The 22810-nt window shown below is 61.9% G+C and carries 12 protein-coding genes; 5 read left to right on the top strand and 7 right to left on the bottom strand.

The window, feature by feature from the left end; genetic code table 11:
• Nucleotides 1–61: 61 nt before the first annotated feature.
• The 4 genes from KY459_00310 to KY459_00295 are packed head-to-tail and all read right to left on the bottom strand — an operon-like array spanning nucleotide 62 to nucleotide 5140.
• On the bottom strand, nucleotides 62–1963 hold the full coding sequence (locus KY459_00310) for a hypothetical protein (GenBank protein ID MBW3563150.1): 1902 nt from the start codon (nucleotides 1961–1963) through the stop codon (nucleotides 62–64).
• 9 nt (nucleotides 1964–1972) lie between these two features.
• Nucleotides 1973–3823: a hypothetical protein gene (locus KY459_00305; protein MBW3563149.1), complete on the bottom strand. Its 1851-nt coding sequence runs from the start codon at nucleotides 3821–3823 to the stop codon at nucleotides 1973–1975.
• Nucleotides 3820–4746 carry an ABC transporter ATP-binding protein gene (locus KY459_00300; protein MBW3563148.1) on the bottom strand — a complete coding sequence of 309 codons (927 nt, stop codon included), beginning with the start codon at nucleotides 4744–4746 and terminating at the stop codon, nucleotides 3820–3822. Before KY459_00300 ends, KY459_00305 begins: the two co-directional genes overlap by 4 nt.
• Entirely contained in the window at nucleotides 4739–5140 is a 402-nt protein-coding gene (locus KY459_00295) for a GntR family transcriptional regulator (GenBank protein ID MBW3563147.1), read from the bottom strand. The genes KY459_00300 and KY459_00295 overlap by 8 nt, the downstream gene beginning before the upstream one ends.
• A gap of 116 nt (nucleotides 5141–5256) precedes the next feature.
• On the opposite strand from KY459_00295, the gene KY459_00290 reads away from it, so the two are divergent.
• The 4 genes from KY459_00290 to KY459_00275 all read left to right on the top strand — a co-directional run bounded on the left by KY459_00290 (nucleotide 5257) and on the right by KY459_00275 (nucleotide 11654).
• Nucleotides 5257–7527, top strand: a complete 2271-nt coding sequence (locus KY459_00290; protein ID MBW3563146.1) for a protein kinase — start codon at nucleotides 5257–5259, stop codon at nucleotides 7525–7527.
• 69 nt (nucleotides 7528–7596) lie between these two features.
• Nucleotides 7597–8289: a hypothetical protein gene (locus KY459_00285; protein ID MBW3563145.1), complete on the top strand. Its 693-nt coding sequence runs from the start codon at nucleotides 7597–7599 to the stop codon at nucleotides 8287–8289.
• Nucleotides 8271–9362: a sporulation protein gene (locus KY459_00280; protein MBW3563144.1), complete on the top strand. Its 1092-nt coding sequence runs from the start codon at nucleotides 8271–8273 to the stop codon at nucleotides 9360–9362. The genes KY459_00285 and KY459_00280 overlap by 19 nt, the downstream gene beginning before the upstream one ends.
• Nucleotides 9363–9608: 246 nt before the next feature.
• Nucleotides 9609–11654 (top strand): S9 family peptidase, encoded by a 2046-nt coding sequence (locus KY459_00275; GenBank protein MBW3563143.1) that lies wholly within the window; start codon nucleotides 9609–9611, stop codon nucleotides 11652–11654.
• Nucleotides 11655–11819: 165 nt separating this feature from the next.
• Here KY459_00275 and KY459_00270 read toward each other — a convergent pair whose 3' ends face one another.
• On the bottom strand, nucleotides 11820–13634 hold the full coding sequence (locus KY459_00270; GenBank protein MBW3563142.1) for a S8 family peptidase: 1815 nt from the start codon (nucleotides 13632–13634) through the stop codon (nucleotides 11820–11822).
• Between the two features lie 299 nt (nucleotides 13635–13933).
• Here KY459_00270 and KY459_00265 point away from each other — a divergent pair, with 299 nt between their 5' ends.
• Complete coding sequence (locus KY459_00265) at nucleotides 13934–14113, top strand: DUF1328 domain-containing protein (protein ID MBW3563141.1); 180 nt, start codon at nucleotides 13934–13936, stop codon at nucleotides 14111–14113.
• Between the two features lie 85 nt (nucleotides 14114–14198).
• On the opposite strand, the gene rpoC is transcribed toward KY459_00265, so the two are convergent.
• The gene (rpoC, locus tag KY459_00260; GenBank protein MBW3563140.1) at nucleotides 14199–18359 is read right to left on the bottom strand and encodes a DNA-directed RNA polymerase subunit beta'; all 4161 of its coding nucleotides are present in this window, start codon (nucleotides 18357–18359) and stop codon (nucleotides 14199–14201) included.
• Between the two features lie 63 nt (nucleotides 18360–18422).
• On the bottom strand, nucleotides 18423–22709 hold the full coding sequence (gene rpoB / locus KY459_00255; protein MBW3563139.1) for a DNA-directed RNA polymerase subunit beta: 4287 nt from the start codon (nucleotides 22707–22709) through the stop codon (nucleotides 18423–18425).
• Between the last annotated feature and the right edge of the window lie 101 nt (nucleotides 22710–22810).

Raw genomic sequence — 22810 nt, 5'->3', positions numbered from 1 at the left:
CTCGGCGACTGCGATGAAGGCTTCCCCTGCCTGCCCCGAAATCTCCTTCGTGCGCCCTCTCTCAGCCCCTGCCGGCGATCCGCTCGGTCTTCATTGTCTCGAGGTCGAGGAGAAAGAGGCTCCGCCCGTCGCTGACAATGATGTCTTTTTCCGATTCGGACGCCGGATGCACGACATGCAAAGCGGAATCTATCTGACGGACCTTCGATGTCTCCAGATCGACCAGGTAGTCCTTTCCGTTGCGGTAATCACGGCCCGGGACGAGCCGGACGGTGAGCATCTGGCTCCTGACCTGAGCAGCGCCGACGGGGGTGCCCTCCGGCGGCAGCTCGATCGTTTTCTCGAGCTCGCCTTCCCGGTTGAGAATCCGAAGCGCGGCTCCGCTCTCACCACTCATCTCCACGAAACGGCCATCGCTTAGAAATCGCCCCCTCGCGGTGAAGCTCGATATGACGGACCCATCCTCGATGTCGCGAAGCTCATGGACCCGCGGGCCTTCCATATCGTCGTCCGCGGGGCGCCTCGTGAAGCGTAGCGGAGCGCCCGCCTCGACGTGGCCAAACCAACCATCCGGCATTGTCCCGGTGATCGCCCACGACTTCTCTTCGAAGTCGATTTTCCTGATCGTCCACTGGCCTTCGGTGTCTCCGGCCGGACGGCTGAAGACGTAGAGATCGTCTTCTCCATCGAACAGCACCCTGGGTCTGGCATCCTCGTCGGGAAGCCTCGCGCTGAACAGACTCGTGGCGCTTCGAAGATCCCAGGCCTGAACAGTCCCTCGATCTAGCCAGGCCACGCGCCCGCCGGCGGGAGAGATTGCAAGCGACGGCCACAGGACGAATCTCCAATCATCCCTCGCCTCGAGAGGAATCGAAACGTCGGTGTGGTTCAATTCGTCTGGCTCTTTCAGATCGATCCAGTGAAGCCGTGCGACTGGAGGATTGAGCGTTTCCCGCTTCCAGATCGCGGCGATCGTTCCATCACGGCTGATTGACGGGTTACTGTTGCCGATGTTCACCGACCTGCCGGTCCGGGTGTTGATCAGGTAGGACGCCCGGTAGGAATTCCACTCCCGGTTTCTCGCCCCCTCGAGTGCGATCCATGGCCCCTCTCTAGGAGCGGCGATGAGTGAGGTGTACTCGAGCTCGTTCGGCTCGAGCGAACGAATCTGGTGCGAGAGGATTCCGAGAGCGAGAAATCCTGCAAGCAACAGAGCGGCGGTGACGATGCCGGTCCATCGATGGGTTCGATGGAGGTCGCTGCGCCCGAGCTGCAGTCCTGCGGCGCTCCCGGCGAACAACAGGATTCCCAGCATGACGAGTGAGATCGAGGTGAAGAGGACTGCATCCGGTTCCGCGCCGTTGAGGAGGAACGGCCGGAGGCTCATCCAGAAGATCGTCGCGACCGTCGCGAAGACCGCCAGGTCGAGGAGAAGCCATGCTGATCGCGAGCGCAACCCGAGAGCCCAGAACTGCGCAAGCGCGAGAACCAGCAGAGACGCAAGGATGGAGTTTCTCAATGGTGAGCTCAGAAACGAGCTCAGCAGGAAGCTCTCGAAACCGACCGTAGCAGCGTAGTTGCCAAACGAGAGAAGACCTTTGCCGAGCAGTGTGGGAATGAGAACGATGATCGCCGCCTGCCCGAAGGTGATGCAAACAGCCCCCAGGGTCTTTCCGCTCCACACTGAGGAGGTGCTGACCGGTCGCGCCAGATAGAACGCCATCCGATGCTCTTCGAGGTCACGCCCGATGATGCCGAACCCGAGCGCCGCCGGCGTCGCGAACATCACGACCAGAAAGAGCGTGAGCGCGGCCGTGGTCATCACGTCGGTTGGACTCTCTCCGCTAGCGCCGGGAAGCAGCGGCGTTCCGAGAACGATCAGCGCACAGAGCGCAGCTCCGAGGAAGAGGATCTTCTTGTCACGAATCTCGCGGGCAGCAATGATCAGAATGTCTCGCACCATGGTTCTTCCTTACGCCGTCCCGCCCGCGAGAACGGTCATTTCGCTGCTACCCGGATCGATTCGAATCAGCTGCATCCCGGAGGGGGTATCCCGGAGGAAGTAGGGTCCCGAGATCCCGGGCTGGTATGCCCGCGCCGGGACGATACCTTCCTCCATTTCCTCGAGCTCGCCAGTCGTCAGATCGAGCCGTACGAGTCGCGCTCCGTTGGGAACGCTCGACGACCATCGCTGGAACTGGCTTCTGCGGGTAAGGCCCAGAATCATGCTTTCCTCGTCGGCCGGCCCGAGCGCGATATCGGTGACGTCGGCGGGCAGCGGATAGATTCTTTCGGTCCCGCTGCCAGGATCGACGACTGCGACCTGGCGGCTCCTGGGGCGGGTGACGAAAACGCCGTGAGAAGTCGAAACGGCGCTCGTCCCCTCGGTCGTGAATAACGGCTCCGACGAGCCGGCGCGGTATACGGTGATCTCACTCTCGTCTTCGAACATCAGCAATCCGCGGTCGGAATCGATCGCGTGCGGATATGTCGCAAATTCCACCTCGCGCGTGTCGCCGGACTCGACGTCGGCGACCACGCCGGTCCAACCGGTGCTGCGGCCTCCCTCAGGTGATAGTGGCCCTCTCCCCGCCGGGGGTGTCAGAACGAGAATCTGATCCTGGTTCAGGAACCATACTCTGAAGCTCGAGTCCGCTGCGTCCGGGAGACGAACCGTCCGGATCACCCTTTCCTCATCGAGGTTGAATATCTGAAGCGTTCTGTCTTCAGCGATCGCGAGCCGCTCGCCGTCGGGTGAGACGGCGATCCAGGAGTTGTACGGGTGCGCCAGGATGTTCGTTCGCACGGATCGCTCCATCCCGGGATCGAGGTATCCGACACGAGCCGTCGGCGGCTCGATCGACTCGGCCGACAGCCAGACGGTCCGGCCCCGATCCGACGCCTGCCCGACTTCACTTGCAAAGTCGAGTTGACGGAACCCTTCGCCGCTCATCGCAAAATGGGCTCGATAGTCTCCCCGCCCGCGGGAAGTCCCTACCAACATCGGCTCGCAATCCGTCACGCAGGGCATCAGCCGGAACTCGGTCAGGTCCTCAGCATCGACCGAGCGAACCCAGACGACGAAAAGGGATACCGCGATGCCGAGAGCGATCAGAGCGCCGCTCGAGATCATCGACTGATGCGCGTGAGCGCTGCGCAGGTCGATCCGACCGCGTGACAGACCGACATATCCTCCAATCAGAAGCGTGACCGTCAGAAACGCCGCCAACACGAGAATGGTCGAGTAGACGAGGCGGAAGGCGTACTGATGAAACAAGGGGCGGAGCGCCGCTGCCGTCACGAGACCGAACAGAGCAAGCGCGACGAAGTCCGCCAGAAGCCATGGAGACCGGGCCCTGAGCGCCACTCCCGCTGCATGGCCGAAGGGGATGATCACTGCCGACGCCACCAGAGACATCACGAGCATCATCGGCCCACCCTCTCCCGCTGTCAGCCAGAACATCAGCCCGCTGCCGACCACAGTCGCGGGCAGAAGGACCAGAAGCGCACAGAGGATCGCGAGAAGCCACGCCGCGAGCATCTTTCCTCCCCACACGCTCGCCGTCGACAGCGGACGCCCGAGGAAGAACGAGAGTCTTTGCTCTCGCAGATCGCTCGCGACGAACGATGATGCGGCAAAACCAGCGATCCCCAGGCCGAGCATGATCGGCAGGTACAGGCTCGCGATGTTCCAGGTATCTCTTGCCGGTGCGCGGGTGACCAGGGGAACGGCCAGAATGACCAGGCCGATCGCAAAAGCACCAATCATCAGCATTTTCCGTTCGACCAGTTCTCGACTAATGACGAGCAGGAGATTTTTCATGACGCGCCCCTCACTAGGTCGGCCTCGGCGACCGCGATGAAAATGTCTTCGAGTGACAGGGGATTGACTTCGATCTCGGCAATACCCGATTTCGTTCGGAGCTCGTCGAGCCGATCCTCCGAGTAATTGTCAACGACGACCTCGACCCCCGTTCCCCACCGCTTCCTCAAAACTGGATGAAGAGAGCCGAGATCGATCTGGTCGCTCGTCTGGCCACCCGCAGTGAAGCGAATCCGGCGGAAACGCCACTTCAACGCTTCGAGGTCCTCGTCGACCAGCATGTCGCCCTCGAGCATGATGCCGACGCGATCGGCGATTCCCTCGATTCCGGGAAGGTCGTGGGTCGTGACGAAGACGGTCGTCCCCCGATCCGCGAGGTCCGAGATCAGTTCTTCGAACAGCTCCTTTCGAGCTACGACGTCGAGCCCGAGCGTCGGATCGTCGAGCACCAGGAGCTCCGGCTCACTCGCAAGAGCCGCGGCGAGAAGGACCTCGCGCTTCTGTCCCTTGGAGAGCTTTCCGAAGGGAGTATTCAGCGGAACTCTGAACCGGTCGAGCCGCGAGATCGCCGTGTCGTGATCCCACTTCGAATAGAGGCGCGAGCAGAACTCGAGAATCTCGCGCGGTTTCATCTCGGGCGGTGCATCGGGGTCTTCCGGAACCACGCCGACCCGGTCCATCAGGCTCGCGCGCTTTTTCCACACTGATTCGCCGAATAGCCGCGCCTCGCCACCATTCGGCCTCTGGAATCCGAGCAGGCAGCGGACGATCGAGCTCTTTCCCGCTCCGTTCCGGCCCAGCAACGCGTAGACCGACCCTTCTTCGGCGCGGATGGAGATGTCGTTGACCGCGATCATTTTGCCGTAGCGGACCTTCAGACCCTCGAGCTCGAGAACGGGTTCAGCTCCGTTGTGATCACTCATTTCGCCTCCCTTGTGCCACTTTCATGACTCGTTCGATTTCCTTGGTCACTATCCCCTGCGCCTCCGCCGGAGTCGCACCGATCGTCGCTGCCAGACTGGCATACCGCACGGCAGCGTCGTGGAGCTCTTCCCGGCGATGCGCCCCATCGAGCCTCGCCGGCTGCACCTCCACGAAGGTTCCCTCTCCGCGGCGAACCATCAACAATCCTTCGTCGCAGAGCCGCTGGTAGGCCTTCTGAACCGTCGCCGGGTTGACGCGAAGCTCCCTCGACACCTCCCGCACACTCGGTACAGCTTCGCCGGGCGAGAGGCGGCCGATCGCGAGAAGTCTCCGCATCTCCTGCTCGATCTGCTTCCAGATCGGGACGGCGTCTCCCGGATTGATGCTGAACATGAATTGCCGGATCCTTCCTTCGAGGTGAGTTGCTGTACTGCTGTACTAATACACCTGGGATCGCCATCTGTCAAGCCCCGCGAATGCGAATCTTCCCCGAAGTTATACTCCGTCGCATGCCGATTGAGTCAGGCACACTGCTCGGTCCCTACGAAATCCAGGGACTGCTCGGTGCGGGGGGTATGGGCGAGGTCTATCGCGCTCATGATTCCCGGCTCGACCGGGACGTCGCGGTCAAGGTGCTCTCGCCCCACCTCACCTCCCGCGCGGACGTTCTCGAGCGATTCGAGCGGGAAGCGAAGGTGGTCGCCGCCCTCTCCCACCCGCACATCGTCTCGATTTTCGACGTAGGGCACGACGGAGACCTACGCTACGTCGTGACCGAGCTGCTGGAAGGACAGACTCTTCGGGAGCGCATCGGAGATGAAAGAAGGATCGATTACCGCGAGGCGCTCAGGATCACGCTCGACGTCGCGCGTGCTCTTGCGGCCGCACATGCCCGCGGAATCACGCATCGTGACATCAAGCCGGAAAACATCTTCCTGACGGTACACGGAGCGAAAGTGCTCGATTTCGGCATTGCGCGGCTCGACACCTCCATGCGGGAGATCAACAGCACCGAACAGACGATCGTGAAAACGCCGGCAGGCTTTGTTCTCGGCACGGTCGGTTACATGTCGCCGGAACAGGCTGCCGGAGAAGAGACAGGGCCTGCGAGCGACATCTTCTCGCTCGGCTGCGTGCTCTACGAGATGCTGGTCGGCTCGAGACCCTTTGCGCGCAAGACGGCGGCCGAAACGATGCACGCAATCATGAAGGAAGAGCCGCGACCCCTGCCGGCCATCGACGCAGCGATTCAGTCGGACCTCGAGTCGATCGTGATGAAGAGTCTCGAAAAGAACGTCGAGGATCGGTTTCCGGAGGGAGAAGAGCTCCGATCGGCCCTCGACGCGCTTCTGAAAGGGGATCACGAGACGCTCTCCGGCTACCTGCCGGTCGTGAGGAAGCGGGGACGCGCAACGCTCGCCGTTCTCGATCTGGAGACGCCGGATGAGGATCCCGAGCTGGAATCGGTCGGGATGACCGTCGCCGAGGAGATTCAGAACCGGCTCGCCAACGAGACGGCGTTGGAGGTCGTCGCGCGCAGCCGGATCAGAAAGCTTGGCGCCCGACCCGATCCGGAAGAGGCGGGATCTGCGCTCGAGGCCACGCTCGTCATCGCCGGCTCGATTCGCAGATCTTCGGGCTCCGTTCTCGTGCAGCTCCAGCTGATCGATACTTCCCGCGGCGCACAGATCTGGGGCGGACGAGAACGTCTGGTCGATACCGGCGAGGCGTCAATCGAAGGTTTGATCTCGAACATCGTGAAGACGCTCGGCCCGCACCTCCCGTTTCGCAGACCGGCGGTCGATGCCACCGTCGAGATGACCTCGCAGCCGGAGCTTTCGAGCGAAACCGTCGAGATCCTCGGAGCGGTGCGCAGCGATCTTTCGCGAGGAACCAGCAGCGGCTTTCGACGCGCGATCGAAGCGCTCGAACGCGCGGTGACGAGCATGCCTGCATTTGCGCTCGGGCACGCCAGACTGGCCGAAGCCCGGCTTCAGGAAGCACTGAATGGCTTCGCTCCCACATCCGCGGTTCGAGATCAAGCGCTCTCCGAGGCTTCCAGAGCCGAAGCGATTCACCCGAGCGACGAGACGAAGCTGGCCTGCGCTCGAATGCGGGCCTTCATGGACTGGAAGTGGGAACAGGCACTGACCATCGTCTCCGGCCTTCGGGAATCGCCCGAAAGCCTGATCAGCCGTGCCGAGATCCTGGTCTGCGTGGGGAGGCCCGACGAGGCGGTCGTCGACGCCAAACGCGCGGTCGTACTCGACAGTCTGAACCCGGAGTTGGGCGAGCGCGCGACACGAGTGCTCTACTTCGGGCGGCGGTGGATCGACGCACAGGAGCACGGGCATCGGACGCTGATCCAGAGAAGCTCCGCGGCCGGAGCGCGCATCGTTCTGGCGCTGGCACTGGCGCGACAGGGAATGTTCGAAGAGGCTCATGACGAGCTGCAGGCGCTCTCTCGTGAAAGATCCGACTATCCGGAAGTCGAGGTCGCGCTCGCGGAGCTCTACGCGCTGTGGGGGAAGCGAGCCGGCGCATCGAAGGCGATCCGGCGGCTCGACAAACCGCCACGTCCACGCTACGTACCCCAGACGTTGGTGGCGAGGATCGAAAGCGTCCTCGGCAGCACCGACGCGGCGCTCGACCGACTCGACAGGGCGCTGGAGGAGCGTGAGGTTCATCTCGCCTTCCTCAGGGTCGACGCGGCATGGGACCCGATCCGGCACACCCCTCGGTTCCGTTCGATCGAGGCGCGTGTGCTCGAGGGGAACTGACGCCCCGCCGTCCTGGCGGAGGTGTCGCCCGCTCCCGGTTCAGATCGAGCACCCGGAACGGCCGCTGCCGTGCTACTCTCCCCGGTCATGCGCGGCGAGGTGTCTCCCTGGTCGCGGCTCAATCTCCGCCGGAACCCGTTCGGTGAGCCGCCATTGGATGTCGTGGGCGATCTCATCGTACTTTCGAACGAAGCCGAACTGCTCGACTGGCTGGCTAAACCGCGAGCAGTTCTCCAGTTTCTGGGGGAGGCTGGCCGGGGCAAGACAGCCCGTCTCCGGCTGCTGCAGAGGCGCTTCCGCGGCGCCCCGTACGTCTATCTCGCGGAAGACGAGCCCCTACCTTCGCTCCCCCGCCTCGAGGCCCGACCGGGGGGTGGGCCGGCTCTTCTTCTCGACGAAGCACAGCGCCTGCCACGGCGCCGGCGCCGCCGGCTCTTTCGCGAGGCCCGTCGTACCGGTGCGACACTCGTGCTCGCGAGTCACGAGGATCTGACCGACGAACTGCGCGCGAAGGGTCTGGTCAGCCGTACGATCACGGTGAGCGGGCTCGATGAAGACCTGCTTCTCGAGATCGTGAGCCGAAGGCTGGAGCGGGCGCGTGCGGGTGACGGATCCCTGCCGGTGATGAGCCGCGCCATCGCCCGCGATCTCGTCGAACAATACGGCGATGATCTCCGCTCGCTGCTCGACCAGCTCTACGAGGACTATCAGAACATGCTGCGCAGCAGCGAGAAGGAGACGCAATGGCGAAATGTGATCTGACACTGCATCTGGATGAAGGGAAGAATACTTTCCGCCCGGGCGAGACCGTGCGCGGAATCATCGACGTGCGAATCGACAAGGACGTCCGGTGCGACGGACTCGAGGTCGGACTTCGATGGCGCACCCACGGCAGGGGCAACAGTGTTACCGAAAGGATCGTGTTCGAGACGCTTTTCGAAGGCGAATGGACCGCCGGTACGGTTTTCCGGCGCCCTTTCGCATTCGAGTTTCCGGCAGGCCCCTACACCTACCACGGCACCCTCCTGAACGTCGTCTGGGAAGTCTACGCGACCGCCGATATTCCCTGGGCGATCGATCCGAGGGTGGAAGAGGAAGTCGTGTTGAGACCCAACCCGGAGGCGGAACCAAACTGGCTCACCGCTGCCGGCTCGGAAACGTATCTGCCTGCCAAACTGAAGGAACAGACCTCCGGCGGAGCGGCCGCAGCGCCCACAATATCGGGTGGCTGGGTCGGCAACCTCGTGGCAATTGGCTGTCTCTTCGTTTTTCTGGGACCGTTGGTCTTTATTTTGGGGGCGGCGGTCCGGCAGGGAATCGGGTTCACGAGAGGGGAGGTCGCACTCATCGAAGCGTTGATGTGGGGGGTCGGGGGACTCGTGGTCATCGCGCTGTTCCTCGGTATCCTCCTGAAGGTAGTCCGGAACATGGTCGCCCGGAAGAAACTCGGTCAGGTGAAGCTCACGGTCGAGCCCGCACTGATCCGGGCGGGCGAAGAGGTTCGCGTGAGCATCGGTTGCCGGCCGGAGAACCCCGTGGAGCTCAACGGCGCAACCGCGAAGGTTGTGGCGACCGAGATCGTCGTCAGCGGCTCCGGCACGAACAAAACCACGCACCGCCACGTCGTCTTCGAGCAGCAGCTGAACGTCGCGGGCGCACGAACGCTCTCTCCGAACATGCCATTCAACGAAGGCGCATCGATCCGGATCCCGGCGGACGCGTCACCGTCATTCTATGCGTCGAGCAACAGTCTGACCTGGACTGTCACGACGCAGCTCGACATTGCGCGCTGGCCCGACTGGATCGAGGAGCGGGAGATCCTGGTCCACGCCTGACGGTCGGTATCGATCGGTTTCGAAGGCGTCACAACGATCACCTCCGCCACGACCTGCTCCTCCGGCGGCGGATCGGGCTCTTCAGCGGAAACGGGCAACGCCGCCGCGAGGAGAAACAGCAGACTCAGCACGGCCCCGGCGCGTGCAAGAGACCTACCGTGACGGCGATTGCCTCCCCGTTCCCGGAGGTGCGGTTAAAGTAGAGTCACGCAGACGGATGAGAATCCAGCTCGAAGGGGGATAGTGATGAAACGACTCGTACCGCTGATCTTTTCACTAATGGCTGCCGGAGCCGCAGCAGGCGCGGATGCTCCCCGACCGCTCGAGCCGATGGACATGTTCGAGCTCGAATGGGCATCCGATCCGCGGCTGTCTCCGGACGGGCAATCGATCGTCTACGTCCGGAACTTCATGGACGTTCAGTCGGACCGCCGGCGAGCGAATCTCTGGGCAATCGATTTCGACGGCCGAAGGCATCGTCCGGTGACCAGCGGCCTGCGCAACGACACCTCTCCGCGCTGGTCGCCCGAGGGGGGGCGCATCGTCTACGTCTCGTCGTCGGAGGGTTCCGCGCAACTTTTCGTCCGATGGCTGGGCTCGGGCGAGACGGCGCGACTCACGCAGCTTCCCGACTCGCCGCGCGGCGTCACCTGGTCGCCGGATGGAAACTGGATCGCATTCACGATGAAGGTGCCGAGCGAGCGGGAGCCGCTCGCGAAGATGCCTAAACCGCCCGAAGGAGCGAAGTGGGCGGAACCGCTCAAGGTGATCGAGTCGCTCCAATACCGTTCGGATGGCGCCGGATACCTCGAAGAAGGATTCGATCACCTCTTCGTGGTTCCGGCCGACGGAGGGACGCCGAGGCAGCTGACCTCGGGGGACTTCGATCACGGCCCCTCGGTTGCCTGGGACAGCGACGGGCGGTCGATCGTGGTTTCTGCAAATCGAAACGAGGACTGGGAGACCGACCCGCTGGAGAGCGAGCTCTATCGCGTATCGATCGAGGACGGGGCGATCGTCCGCCTCACCGACCGCGACGGACCCGACGGAAGCCCCGCCATCTCTCCCGACGGCAGATCGATCGCCTTCACCGGCTTCGATGACCGCTATCAGGGATACCAGATCACGCGGCTTTACGTCATGAATCGCGACGGAAGTTCCCGGCGCGTCCTGACCGGGTCGCTCGACCGGAGCGTCGATGATCCCGTCTGGTCGCAGGATGGACGGCGCATCTGGTTTCAATACGACGACGAGGGCGTCACGAAAATCGGATCCGTCTCGCTCGACTCCCGACTCGAGACCGTCGCCTCCAACGTCGGAGGAACCTCGATCGGCCGCCCCTACCCCGGTGGATCGTTCTCTCTCGCACGAAATGATCGCTACGTTTACACCGGGACCTCGCCCGACTACCCGGCAGATCTTTTCTCAGGCGTTCGAGGGCGGGGGGACGCGAAACGCCTGACGAACCTCAACCGCGATCTGCTCGCGTTCCGGGATCTCGGAAAGACCGAGGAGCTGTGGTGGGAGTCGTCGTACGACGGGCGTCGGATCCAGGGCTGGCTCGTGACGCCTCCGGATTTCGATCCAACGAAATCGTATCCGCTGATTCTGGAGATCCACGGCGGGCCCTTTGCGAACTACGGTCCGAGATTTTCGCCCGAGATTCAGCTGTACGCGGCGGCGGGATACGTCGTTCTCTACGCGAATCCACGAGGCAGCACGAGCTACGGTGAGGAGCTCGGCAACCTCATTCATCACAACTATCCGGGGCAGGATTACGACGATCTGATGGCGGGTGTCGACGCGGTTCTGGAACGAGGTTTCGTCGATCCCGCCAGGCTTTACGTGACGGGGGGAAGCGGCGGCGGTGTGCTGTCGGCCTGGATCGTCGGAAAGACCGATCGATTCCGCGCAGCGGTCGTGGCGAAACCGGTGATCAACTGGACGAGCTTCGCGCTGACGGCGGACTTCTACAGTTTCTTTCATCGGTACTGGTTTCCCGGACTTCCGTGGGAGGAGGTCGAGCACTACTGGAAGCGTTCCCCCTTGTCGCTCGTCGGAAACGTCTCGACGCCGACGATGCTCCTGACGGGCGAAGAGGACTACCGCACTCCGATCTCGGAGAGCGAGCAGTTCTACCAGGCGCTCAAGCTTCGGGGTGTACCGACGGCGCTCGTCCGCGTGCCGGGAGCTTCGCACGGCATCGTTGCACGCCCGAGCCGGTTGATCGCGAAGCCCGCGCATGTGCTCGCATGGTTCGAGAGATACGGAGGTCTCGACAGCGAACCATGATATTCGGAGGGTGGCCGGTAGAGAGTCCGGTCAGATGAAACTCCTCCCGGCGGACGCCGCGCACCCGCCTGGCGGATGCTTTTCGAGTAACGGACCGTGGTCAAAAAAAAGGGTCCGCCGTGTGAGCGGCGGACCCCGGAATCGGTCGAAGCGGAAGCCGTCGGTTTACGGCCGGGTCAGGCAGAATGTGTAGCTGCCGGACCCGCTGTACGATTTTATCCTCCAGTAGTAGTAGCCGGTGGTTCCGCTGTAGTTGATCTCCTCGTGAGACGTGCTGCTGATCGACCTCGCCACCAAGCTCCAGCTCGACCCGTTCCATTTGTACAGATAGAGGTCGAAGTCGGTGCCGGAGGGGCCGTCGAGAACGCCACGGTGCGTACCAGCGTAAGAGTGGTAATAGGTTCCGTCCGGATGAACGTCGGAGTCGCCGCTGCCGGAAAGCGTTCCGGTGTAGATCTCGTCTCCGCAGGATGCCGCTGTTTCGTAGGTTCCCGTCAGCGACGTGCCCGAGTAGGACGTATAGCCGTGGAGCATGATCCACCAGGTACCCGCCGCAGGAGAGTTGAACGTGCAGGTCTCTTCGTTCCCGTTTTTGTAGGGACGGCAGTCATAGCTCGACAGGGTCGGCTTGCTCCCGAACTTCACGTAGAGGTCGGCGTCGCCGCTCCCACCACTGATTGTGACGGTCAGCTTCGATGCGCCGGAAGGAACGTCCAGGTAGTAATACGTTTGCGAGCCACTCGCACCGGAAGCTGAGACCGAGACGCCGTTGGAAAGCTCGGTGTCGCCACCACCTCCGCCACCGTCGCCAAAGAGGGTGTAGAGCAGAAGGTTCGGCGATCCGCTGCCGATGCTCGAAAGCTTGTTCGCCGACGCATCGCCGAGAATCGCCTGAAAGACGGTCGAAGGAGAGGCGCCGGGGTTATCGGCGAGATAAAGCACGGCGGCTCCCGCGACGTGCGGAGAGGCCATCGACGTGCCGCTGATCGTGTTGGTCGCAGTATCGCTCGTGTACCAGGCCGAGGTGATGCTCGATCCGGGAGCGAAGATGTCGACGCAGCTTCCCCAGTTAGAAAACGAGGAGCGGGAGTCCGAGGACGTGCTCGAGCCGACCGTCAGTGCAGCGTCGACACGGGCAGGCGAGCTGTTGCACGCATCCGCGTTGTCGTTCCCGGCCGCCACCGCGTAGGTGACGCCAGCGGCGATCGAATTCTCGACGGCGTTATCGAGCGAGGTGGATGCGCCGCCACCGAGGCTCATGTTCGCGACCGCGGGCGCGATGTGATTCTGGGTCACCCAGTCGATGCCGGCGATCACACCGGACGTTGTTCCGGATCCGTTGCAGTCGAGGACCCGAACAGCGTAGAGCGTGACTCCCTTGGCGATTCCCCACGTGGTTCCACCGACTGTCCCCGCGACATGCGTGCCGTGTCCGTTGCAATCCGAGGCATTCGAATCGCCGTCGACGGCGTCGTAGCCGTGGAGGGCCCGCCCCCCGAAGTCGTCGTGCGACGTACGGATGCCGGTGTCGATGATGTAGGCGTTGACGTTCGAAGCGGTCGTGTTGTACGTATAGGTCCCGCTGAGGGGCAGGTCGCGCTGATCCACACGATCAAGACCCCATGTGGCATTCGACTGCGTCGCGTCGATCGAAACGTAGCCGTCCTGCTCGACGAGCCGGACGTTCGGGTTTCGCGACAGAGCCTCCGCCTGCTTCGGGTTGTAGATCGTCATCGCTGCCCCGCGAATCGCATGGTTGTAGACTCGATCCACGCTGCCTCCGCTGCGTCCGGCGAGCTCCTGAGCGAGAGCAGCAACGCCCTTGCCCTTGCCGTGTGCCTGGTTTGCAGCCTCCACTGCGGCCGGTGTGAACTCGACAATGTAGCTGTTGGGCACCGGGTTGTCTACGGTGATGAACTGCCCCGCAAACGTGGGCGCGCAGAGTAACAATGACAGAGTCAATAGACTGAGCTTCTTCATGATTAACAAACCCTCCTGTTTTTGTGGGAGGCTGTCGCCGGCCGACCGCCTTTCAGTGGTGTAATTGTTTTTCAAAAGTTGACGCATTTCAACCACAAGCCCAAATAACTGAAGTGATGGAGGTTACGTGGATGGCGCGCGCGGAAACAAAGACCTCGGGCGACAAATCTGGCCGATCAGGACGTCGTCGACGGATGCGGCCGGATCTTCGGAAAGAGGGCGACACGACAGTGATTTTGCCGGCCAAGGATCTCATCATGGCACCGACCATGAACCCGGGGATCGGCAGGAGGACACGAATGGATCTACTCTGGTGGGCAATCATTGCATTCATCATTGCGGTCATCGCCGGTGCGATGGGTTTCACGGGCGTCGCGAGCGGCGCAAAGAAGGTGGCGAAGATACTCTTCTTCATCTTTCTCGCGATCGCGATCATCGTCATTCTCATGGTCGTACTCGGCGTCGGTGCGGTCACCTGATATTCGAATCCGGACGAGAGGTATGAAAAAAGAGGCAGGCGCTCTCGGCGCCTGCCTCTCGAATTACTGCAAGTGACTTACGCGATCAGATCTCGTCGTCGAAGTCGGCAAACGCGAGAGCCGCATCCGCTTCCGCCGCGAGCTGCTCGTCGAGATCGAGTACCGGCTCGTCTCTTTCGAGCTGAAGGCGATGGAAGTCGGCCGTCCCCGTACCTGCCGGGATCAGTCGCCCGACAATGACGTTCTCCTTGAGGCCTCGGAGGTAGTCGACCCGACCCGAGATGGCAGCTTCGGTGAGAACCCTCGTGGTCTCCTGGAACGAAGCCGCGGAGATGAACGATTCGGTCGAAAGCGAGGCCTTGGTGATTCCGAGCAACATCGGCGTACCGTCTGCCGGCTCACCACCGCGCATGATGACCTTCTCGTTCTCCTCGAGGAACCGGAACCGGTCGACCTGCTCGTCGATCAGGAAGTCGGTATCGCCGACGCGCGTCACCTTCACCGACCGCAACATCTGACGGACGATGACTTCGATGTGCTTGTCGTTGATCGCGACCGACTGTGAGCGGTAGACCTCCTGGATCTTGTCGACCAGGTAGCGCTGCAGCTCCTTGACTCCGAGAACCGCGAGGATGTCATGCGGATCGATCGATCCGTCGATCAGGGCATCGCCGGCACGAACGTGCTCGCCTTCCTGCACGTTGATGTGCGCCTGGCGCGGCACGGCATACGTGAACTGCTGTCCGTCCTCGGTCTCCACGACGACTTCGCGTTTGCCCTTGACGATCGGTCCGTGATGGACGGTACCGTCGACCTCGGTGATCTCCGCCCTGTCGCGGGGATGACGGGCCTCGAAGAGCTCGACCACCCGGGGAAGACCGCCGGTGATGTCCTTCGTCTTGGTCGTGGCTCGCGGAATCTTCGCGATGATGTCTCCGGGATGGACCTGCTGACCCTCCGTGACGATCAGATGCGCCCCGATGGGAAGGAGGTATTTCTTCTCGGCACTCTTCTTTCCGATGACCATGACGGTCGGGGTTCGCTTCTCGGCGGCGATCGATTCGCCGATGACCATCTGCGTCAGACCCGTGACGCGATCGGTCTCCTCGCGGACGTTCTCACCCTCGACGATGTCGCGGAACTCGACCTTACCGTTGATCTCGGTGAGAATCGCCGAGGTGAACGGATCCCATTCGACGAGGCTCTGACCCGGCTTGACCTTCTGGCCGTCGTGCACCTTCAGAGTTGATCCGTAGACGATCTGGTAACGCTCCTTCTCGCGACCATTCTCGTCGACGATCAGCAATTTCCCGTTGCGGTTGACCGCGACGAGATTGCCATCGATGTTGGTGACCGTGTTGACGTTGGCGAACTGGACGATCCCTGGGTTGGTGGCCTCGTGCTTGGACTGCTCGGACACACGAGAGGCGGTACCACCGACGTGGAAGGTTCTCATGGTGAGCTGCGTGCCCGGTTCGCCGATCGACTCGGCGGCGATGACGCCTACCGCCTCGCCGAGCTCCACCAGGCGCCCGGTCGCGAGATTACGCCCGTAGCAGCGCTGGCAGACTCCGCGACGGGTCTCGCACGTCAGAACCGAACGGATCTTGACGCTCTCGATACCCGCTTCCTGAATCTGGTTGGCGAGCTCTTCGGTGACCTCCTCGTTTTGCCCGACGATGAGCTCGGTGGTCAGCGGATCGTGAAGATCTTCCTGCGCAACGCGGCCGACGATGCGGTCGCGCAGAGGTTCGAGAATGTCTCCCCCCTCCATGATCGCCTGGACCGTAATCCCATCGATCGTGTCGCAGTCACCGTTGGTCACGATGACATCCTGCGCGACGTCAACCAGCCTCCGCGTCAGATAACCGGAGTCGGCCGTCTTGAGCGCCGTATCCGCAAGACCCTTTCGCGCACCATGGGTCGAGATGAAGTACTGGAGAACCGACAGGCCCTCGCGGAAGTTCGCCGTGATCGGTGTCTCGATGACCTCTCCCGAAGGCTTGGACATCAGACCTCGCATACCGGCCAGCTGCCGGACCTGTTCGCGCGAGCCTCGCGCTCCCGAGTCGGCCATCATGAAGATCGGGTTGAACTCTCCCTTGTCCTCCTCGACTCGGCGCATCTGAGCAAACATTTCGTCCGACACCTGCTCGGTCGCCCGATGCCAGATGTCGATGATCTTGTTGTGACGCTCACCGGCGGTGATCGCACCATCGAGACGCTGGCGTTCGACCTCCAGAACCGACTTGCGCGCACGCTCCACGATCTCCGGCTTCTTCTTCGGAATCACCATGTCGTCGATACCGATCGAGACGCCCGCGAGAGTCGCGTAGAGGAAGCCCATCTCCTTCATGTCGTCGAGCAGTTGCACCGTTGCGGCGTTTCCGAGATTGATGAAGACGTAGTTGACCAGATCCTGGACGGCTTTCTTCTTCATCAGGCCGTTGATGAACGGGACTTTCTCGGGAAGACGGGAGTTGAAGACGACTCTTCCCACGGTGGTATCGATGATCTCGTTGTCGAGCTCCTCGACTTCCGCGTGAACAATGTCCTGACGGATGAGCTGGCGCGTCAGATCGATGTACGGGCCCGACAGACGGAGCTTGATCGGAGTCAGAAGCTCGACTTCCTTGTGCTCCAGCGCGAGCTCGACATCCTCGGCGTTGCCGAAGATTTTACCAGCACCCTTCGCTTCCGGCTTCTCGAGCGTCAGGTAGTACGAACCGAGCACGAGATCCTGCGACGGAACGGCCAGTGGCCGGCCGTGCGCGGGCGACAGGATGTTGTTGGCCGCCAGCATCAGCACCTGGGACTCGATCTGAGCCTTTGGTGAGAGCGGGACGTGCACGGCCATCTGGTCTCCATCGAAATCCGCGTTGAACGCCGTGCAGACGAGAGGGTGAATCTTGATTGCCTTGCCTTCGACCAGCACCGGCTCGAACGCCTGGATGCCGAGACGATGAAGCGTAGGTGCACGGTTCAGCAGAACCGGATGTTCCCTGATCACCTCTTCCAGAGCATCCCATACCTCGGTCCCCTGATGCTCGACGAGCTCCTTCGCCGCCTTGATCGTCCCGACGAGACCCTTCTGCTCGAGCCGATGGTAGATGAACGGCTTGAACAGCTCGAGCGCCATCTTCTTCGGGATCCCGCACTGATGAAGTTTCAGCTCAGGCCCGACGACGATCACCGAACGGCCGGAGTAGTCGACACGCTTTCCGAGCAGATTCTGCCGGAATCGCCCCTGCTTGCCCTTAAGGCCGTCCGACAGCGACTTGAGCGGCCGGTTGTTCGAGCCTTTCAGGACGCGGCCACGCCGGCCGTTGTCGAACAGCGCATCGACAGCCTCCTGAAGCATCCGTTTTTCGTTCCGGACGATGACGTCCGGAGCGCGAAGCTCCAGAAGCTTCTTCAGACGGTTGTTTCTGTTGATCACCCGGCGATAGAGATCGTTCAGGTCCGCGGTGGCGAAACGGCCGCCATCGAGCGGAACCAGAGGACGAAGCTCCGGGGGAATGACCGGGATCACGTCGAGAATCATCCACTCCGGCCGATGGCCGCTGCGGCGGAACGCATCGACGACTTTCAGGCGCTTCGCGGCTTTCAGTTTCTTGACCTGCGAGGTTTCGGTTCTCATCAGGAGTCGCAGCTCGTCTGCCAGCTCCTCGACGTCGACCTGCGAGAGCAGCTCCTTGATCGCTTCCGCGCCCATTTTCGCGACGAAGACCTCGCCGTGCTCGGTGCGGAGCTCACGGAACCTCTCCTCGGTCAACAGCTCCTTCTCGCTGATGATCTCCGCGATGTCACCCGCATCGATGACGACGTAGCTCTCGAAGTAGAGGATCCGTTCAAGATCGCGGAGGGTGATGTCGAGAAGGTGTCCGATTCTCGAGGGAAGACCCTTGAAAAACCAGACGTGTGAGACGGGCGAAGCGAGCTCGATGTGACCCATCCGCTCGCGGCGGACCTTCGACTTGGTGACCTCGACGCCACACTTGTCACAAATCACCCCGCGATGCTTCATCCGCTTGTATTTGCCGCACAGACACTCCCAGTCGGAGGTCGGTCCGAAGATCTTCGCGCAGAACAACCCGTCGCGCTCCGGCTTGAAGGTCCGATAGTTGATCGTCTCGGGCTTGGTAACCTCGCCAAAGGACCAGCTGCGGATCTTCTCCGGTGATGCGAGCGAGATCTTGATCGCGTTGAAGTCGTTCGGACGCTGCTGTTTCGACTGCCGGAACAGGTTAAAACTTTCCAACTGTGCCTCCTCTTTGGTCAGGAGTCTTATTGTTTTTCGTCATCGTCTTCATTCGCTCATCAACTCGACGTCGAGACAGAGAGACTGAAGCTCGCGCACCAGAACGTTGAACGACTCGGGCAGGCCCGGATCCTCCGGAACCTCACCTTTGACGATTGCCTCGTAGACCTTCGAACGGCCTTCGACGTCGTCGGACTTGACGGTGAGGAGCTCCTGAAGCGTATAGGCAGCGCCGTACGCCTCGAGAGCCCAGACCTCCATCTCTCCGAACCGCTGTCCACCGAACTGCGCCTTCCCTCCCAGCGGCTGCTGGGTGATCAGCGAGTACGGCCCGATCGACCGAGCGTGAATCTTGTCGTCGACCAGATGGGAGAGCTTGAGCATGTAGATGTAACCAACGGTGACCTGCTGTTCGAACGGCTCGCCCGTCATTCCGTCGTGAAGGACCGTCTTGCCGCCCTCGGGGAGATTGGCCGCGCGAAGTTGAGCACGGATCTCCTCCTCGGTGGCTCCGTCGAACACCGGTGTCGCGAAATGAAGACCAAGCGCTCGCGCGGCCCAGCCCAGGTGTGTCTCGAGAATCTGGCCGACGTTCATTCGTGACGGTACGCCGAGCGGATTCAGAACGATCTCGACGGGTGTCCCGTCAGGGAGGTACGGCATGTCCTCCTCCGGAAGGATCCGCGAGATGACGCCCTTGTTTCCATGACGCCCGGCCATCTTGTCGCCGACGGAGAGCTTTCTCTTCATCGCGACGTAGACCTTGATCATCTTGATGACGCCCGGGGGCAGCTCGTCGCCCTTTTCGAGATCTTCCCGGCGTTCCTCGGCGCGACGCTCGAGAACGTTGATTCGGTTCTCGGCGCGCTCGATGAACATCCGGATCGTCTCGCGCATCTCGTCGTCGACGGGCAGCGCGAGCAGCTCTCGGCGGGACAGCTGGCCGATCGTGTCGCGATCGATTCCCGAGCCCTTCTTCACGAGCGTTTCACCGCTGCGGAAGTCGACGACGTCGCGGGTCATCTTCGTGTCACCGAGAACCTCGAAGATCTTCTTGTTTCGGGCTTCGTTGATGATCCGGATCTCGTCCTGAATGTTGCGATTCATCCGGTCGATGTCTTCCTCTTCGATCGAGCGGGCACGTGCATCCTTTTCGACACCCTTTCGCGAGAAGATCTTGACGTCGACGATCGTCCCTTCGATGCCAGGAGGCGCCGTCAGCGAAGCATCGCGGACGTCGCCGGCCTTTTCACCGAAGATCGCGCGGAGAAGCTTCTCCTCGGGCGTGAGCTGCGTCTCGCCCTTCGGCGCGACCTTTCCTACGAGAATGTCGCCCGGCTTGACCGTCGCACCGATGCGGATGATGCCGGACTCGTCGAGATCGCGAAGCGCCGCTTCCGAGACGTTCGGGATGTCGCGGGTGATCTCCTCGGGACCGAGCTTGGTATCCCGTGCCTCGACCTCAAACTCTTCGATGTGAATCGACGTGTAGTAATCGTCCTTGACCAGCTTCTCGGAGACGAGAATCGCGTCCTCGAAGTTGTAACCACGCCACGGCATGAACGCGACGAGGACGTTCCGGCCGAGCGCGAGCTCACCGGCTTCGGTCGATGGCCCGTCGCCGAGCACCTGTCCCTTGCGGACCCGCTGCCCTTCGCGAACGATCGGCTTCTGAGTGATGCTCGTGTTCTGGTTCGAACGTTTGAATTTGGTCAGCGTGTAGATGTCGGCGCCGAACTCCTTCATTTCTCCGGTATCGACATCTTCCGCCTCGACCCGAACGATGATGCGGTTGGAATCGACGAGATCGACGATCCCGGCCCTCTTGCAGACGACGGTGGCGCCGGAATCCCGGGCAACCGTTCCCTCCATCCCCGTTCCGACGAAAGGAGACTCGGAGCGGAGAAGCGGAACACCCTGGCGCTGCATGTTGGCACCCATGAGAGCGCGGTTCGCATCGTCGTTCTCGAGGAAGGGAACGAGCGATGCCGCGACCGAGACGAGCTGCTTGGGCGAGACGTCGATGTAGTCGATCTTGTCCTTCTCGATCGAGACGAACTCACCGGCCTGACGGGCAATCACGCGATCGTGCACGAGATTTCCGTTCTCGTCGACGACGGCGTTGGCCTGGGCGATCGTGTACTTCTCCTCGTCCCAGGCGGAGAGGTAGAAAGCCCACGGATCGACCTCTGCCGGTCGCGGTGCTTTGCTCTTCTTCGCGGTTTTGGCAGCCTCGCGTGCGATCCGGTCGTTCTCCTTCTCGAGCTCGCCCTTCTCGACGATCTGGCCGAGCTTGAAGCTCGTATCGCCGACCTTCACGACGCGATAGTGATCGAGAACGCGACCCTTCTCGACCTTCTTGTACGGCGACTCGATGAAACCGAAGTCGTTGATGCGTGCGTAGCAGGCCAGCGACGAGATCAGGCCGATGTTCGGACCTTCAGGGGTCTCGATCGGACAGATCCGGCCGTAGTGTGTCGGGTGAACGTCGCGAACCTCGAAGCCTGCGCGCTCACGCGACAGCCCGCCTGGCCCGAGCGCCGAAAGACGCCGCTTGTGCGTGACCTCCGACAGCGGGTTCGTCTGGTCCATGAACTGCGACAGCTGCGAGGATCCGAAAAACTCCTTGATCGCCGCGATGACCGGTTTGGAGTTGATCAGATCGTGCGGCATCGCAGAGTCGATGTCCTGGTGAACCGACATCTTCTCCTTGATGGCTCGCTCCATCCGGACGAGTCCGATACGGAACTGGTTTTCGAGCAGCTCTCCGACCGCGCGTACGCGGCGGTTGCCGAGATTGTCGATGTCGTCCGCGCGCCCGACGTCCTTCCGGAGCCGGAGCAGATAGTTGATGACGACGAAGAAGTCTTCCGGGGTCATCGTCTTCTGCGTGACCGAGGTGTCGAGATCGAGCTTGATGTTGAACTTGAACCGGCCTACGCGCGAGAAGTCATACTTGCGCGCGTCGAAGAACATCCCCTCGAAGAGATTCTTTGCCGAGTCGAGAGTGGGAGGATCTCCCGGCCGCATCCGGCGGTAGATCTCGATGATTGCGGTTTCGAACGTCTTGGTCGTGTCCTTCCGGACCGTGTTGAGGAGAATGTCGCCGACCAGATCCCATTCCGGGAAAATCACCTCGGCCTGGTCGATGTCGTGCTCGCGCAGGACGGCGGACCAGTCCGGGGGAACCGAATCGCCCGCCTCGAAGAGAATCTCGCCGGTGTTCATGTCGACGACGTCGGCGACGAAGACCGCCTTTTCGAGCGCGGAGGCATCGATGTCGACCGAGGTCTCTCCCTTTTTCTCGAGGATGTCCGCCATCTTCTTGTCGAGCTTGATTCCGGCAAAGATCGGACGGACCTCGCGTCGGCCGCGGATCGAGTAGCGGTCCTTGGCCTCTTCCTGATCGAGGACGCGGCGGTCGAAGCTCAGTTTCGCCTTCTTGCCGCTCGCCGGCAGCGTCACGGTGACGGGCGTGTAGAACTGCTGGAGGATGTCCGCGTCGGTGGTGAGTCCGAGCGCGCGGAGAAAGACGCTTCCGAGGAACTTCCTCTTCCGGTCGATCCGGATGTAGAGAAGACCCTTCTGGTCGTACTCGAACTCGACCCACGAACCGCGATACGGAATGATCTTGGCGAGGTAGGAGTGCGGCCCTTCCTTGGTGAAGAACACGCCGGGAGAGCGGTGGAGCTGCGACACGATGACCCGCTCGGTTCCGTTGATGACGAAGGTCCCGTTGTCGGTCATCAGGGGAATGTCGCCAAAGTAGACTTCCTCTTCCTTCGCGTCGCGCATGTGGCGCGCGCCGGTGTCGGGATCCTTGTCGTAGACGAACAGGCGGAAGGTGACCTTCAGCGGAACGCTGTAGGTCATACCGCGCTCCTGGCACTCCTCGACCGAGTACTTCATCTGCAGATCGACGGGGTTGCCGCAGATGTCGCAGATCTCGATCCGGTTCTCGTTGATCACACCGCATTTGCCGCAGATGACGGTTTCGTCATGCGGATGGCCTGCGATGATCTTTTCGCCGCAGGAGCGGCACTGGATGCGGAGATGGTCGAGGCCCTTCAGAGTTCCGCATTTGCATTCCCAGTTGCCGATGGAATAGCGGACGAAGTCGAGAGAGCAGGTCTCCCGGAAATCGGCGAAGGGGAAGATGCTGGTGAAGACGGCCTGCAATCCGTTGTCGTCACGCTCTTCCGGCAGCAGGTTCATCTGAAGGAACCGTTCGTAAGACGTTCGCTGGACATCGATCAGATTCGGAAGCGTCATGTAGCTCCGGATCTTCGAGAAGTCGTGGCGAACCGGTTCCTGCTTGGGCAGGGCTCCATTCATATGGTCGTCACTCCCGTGTTCGTGCTCTCCCTCGGGCTGGAGAGCGTTCAGGCGAGATTCGTCGCAGGCAGGCACGACGAATGGATTCGCGGGATGGTGAG

It is taken from the genome of Acidobacteriota bacterium, assembly GCA_019347945.1.
Taxonomy (GTDB): Bacteria; Acidobacteriota; Thermoanaerobaculia; order Gp7-AA8; family JAHWKK01; genus JAHWKK01.
The sequence above is the reverse complement of the archived record's forward strand: the minus strand, read 5'-3'. Positions and strand labels throughout refer to the sequence as shown.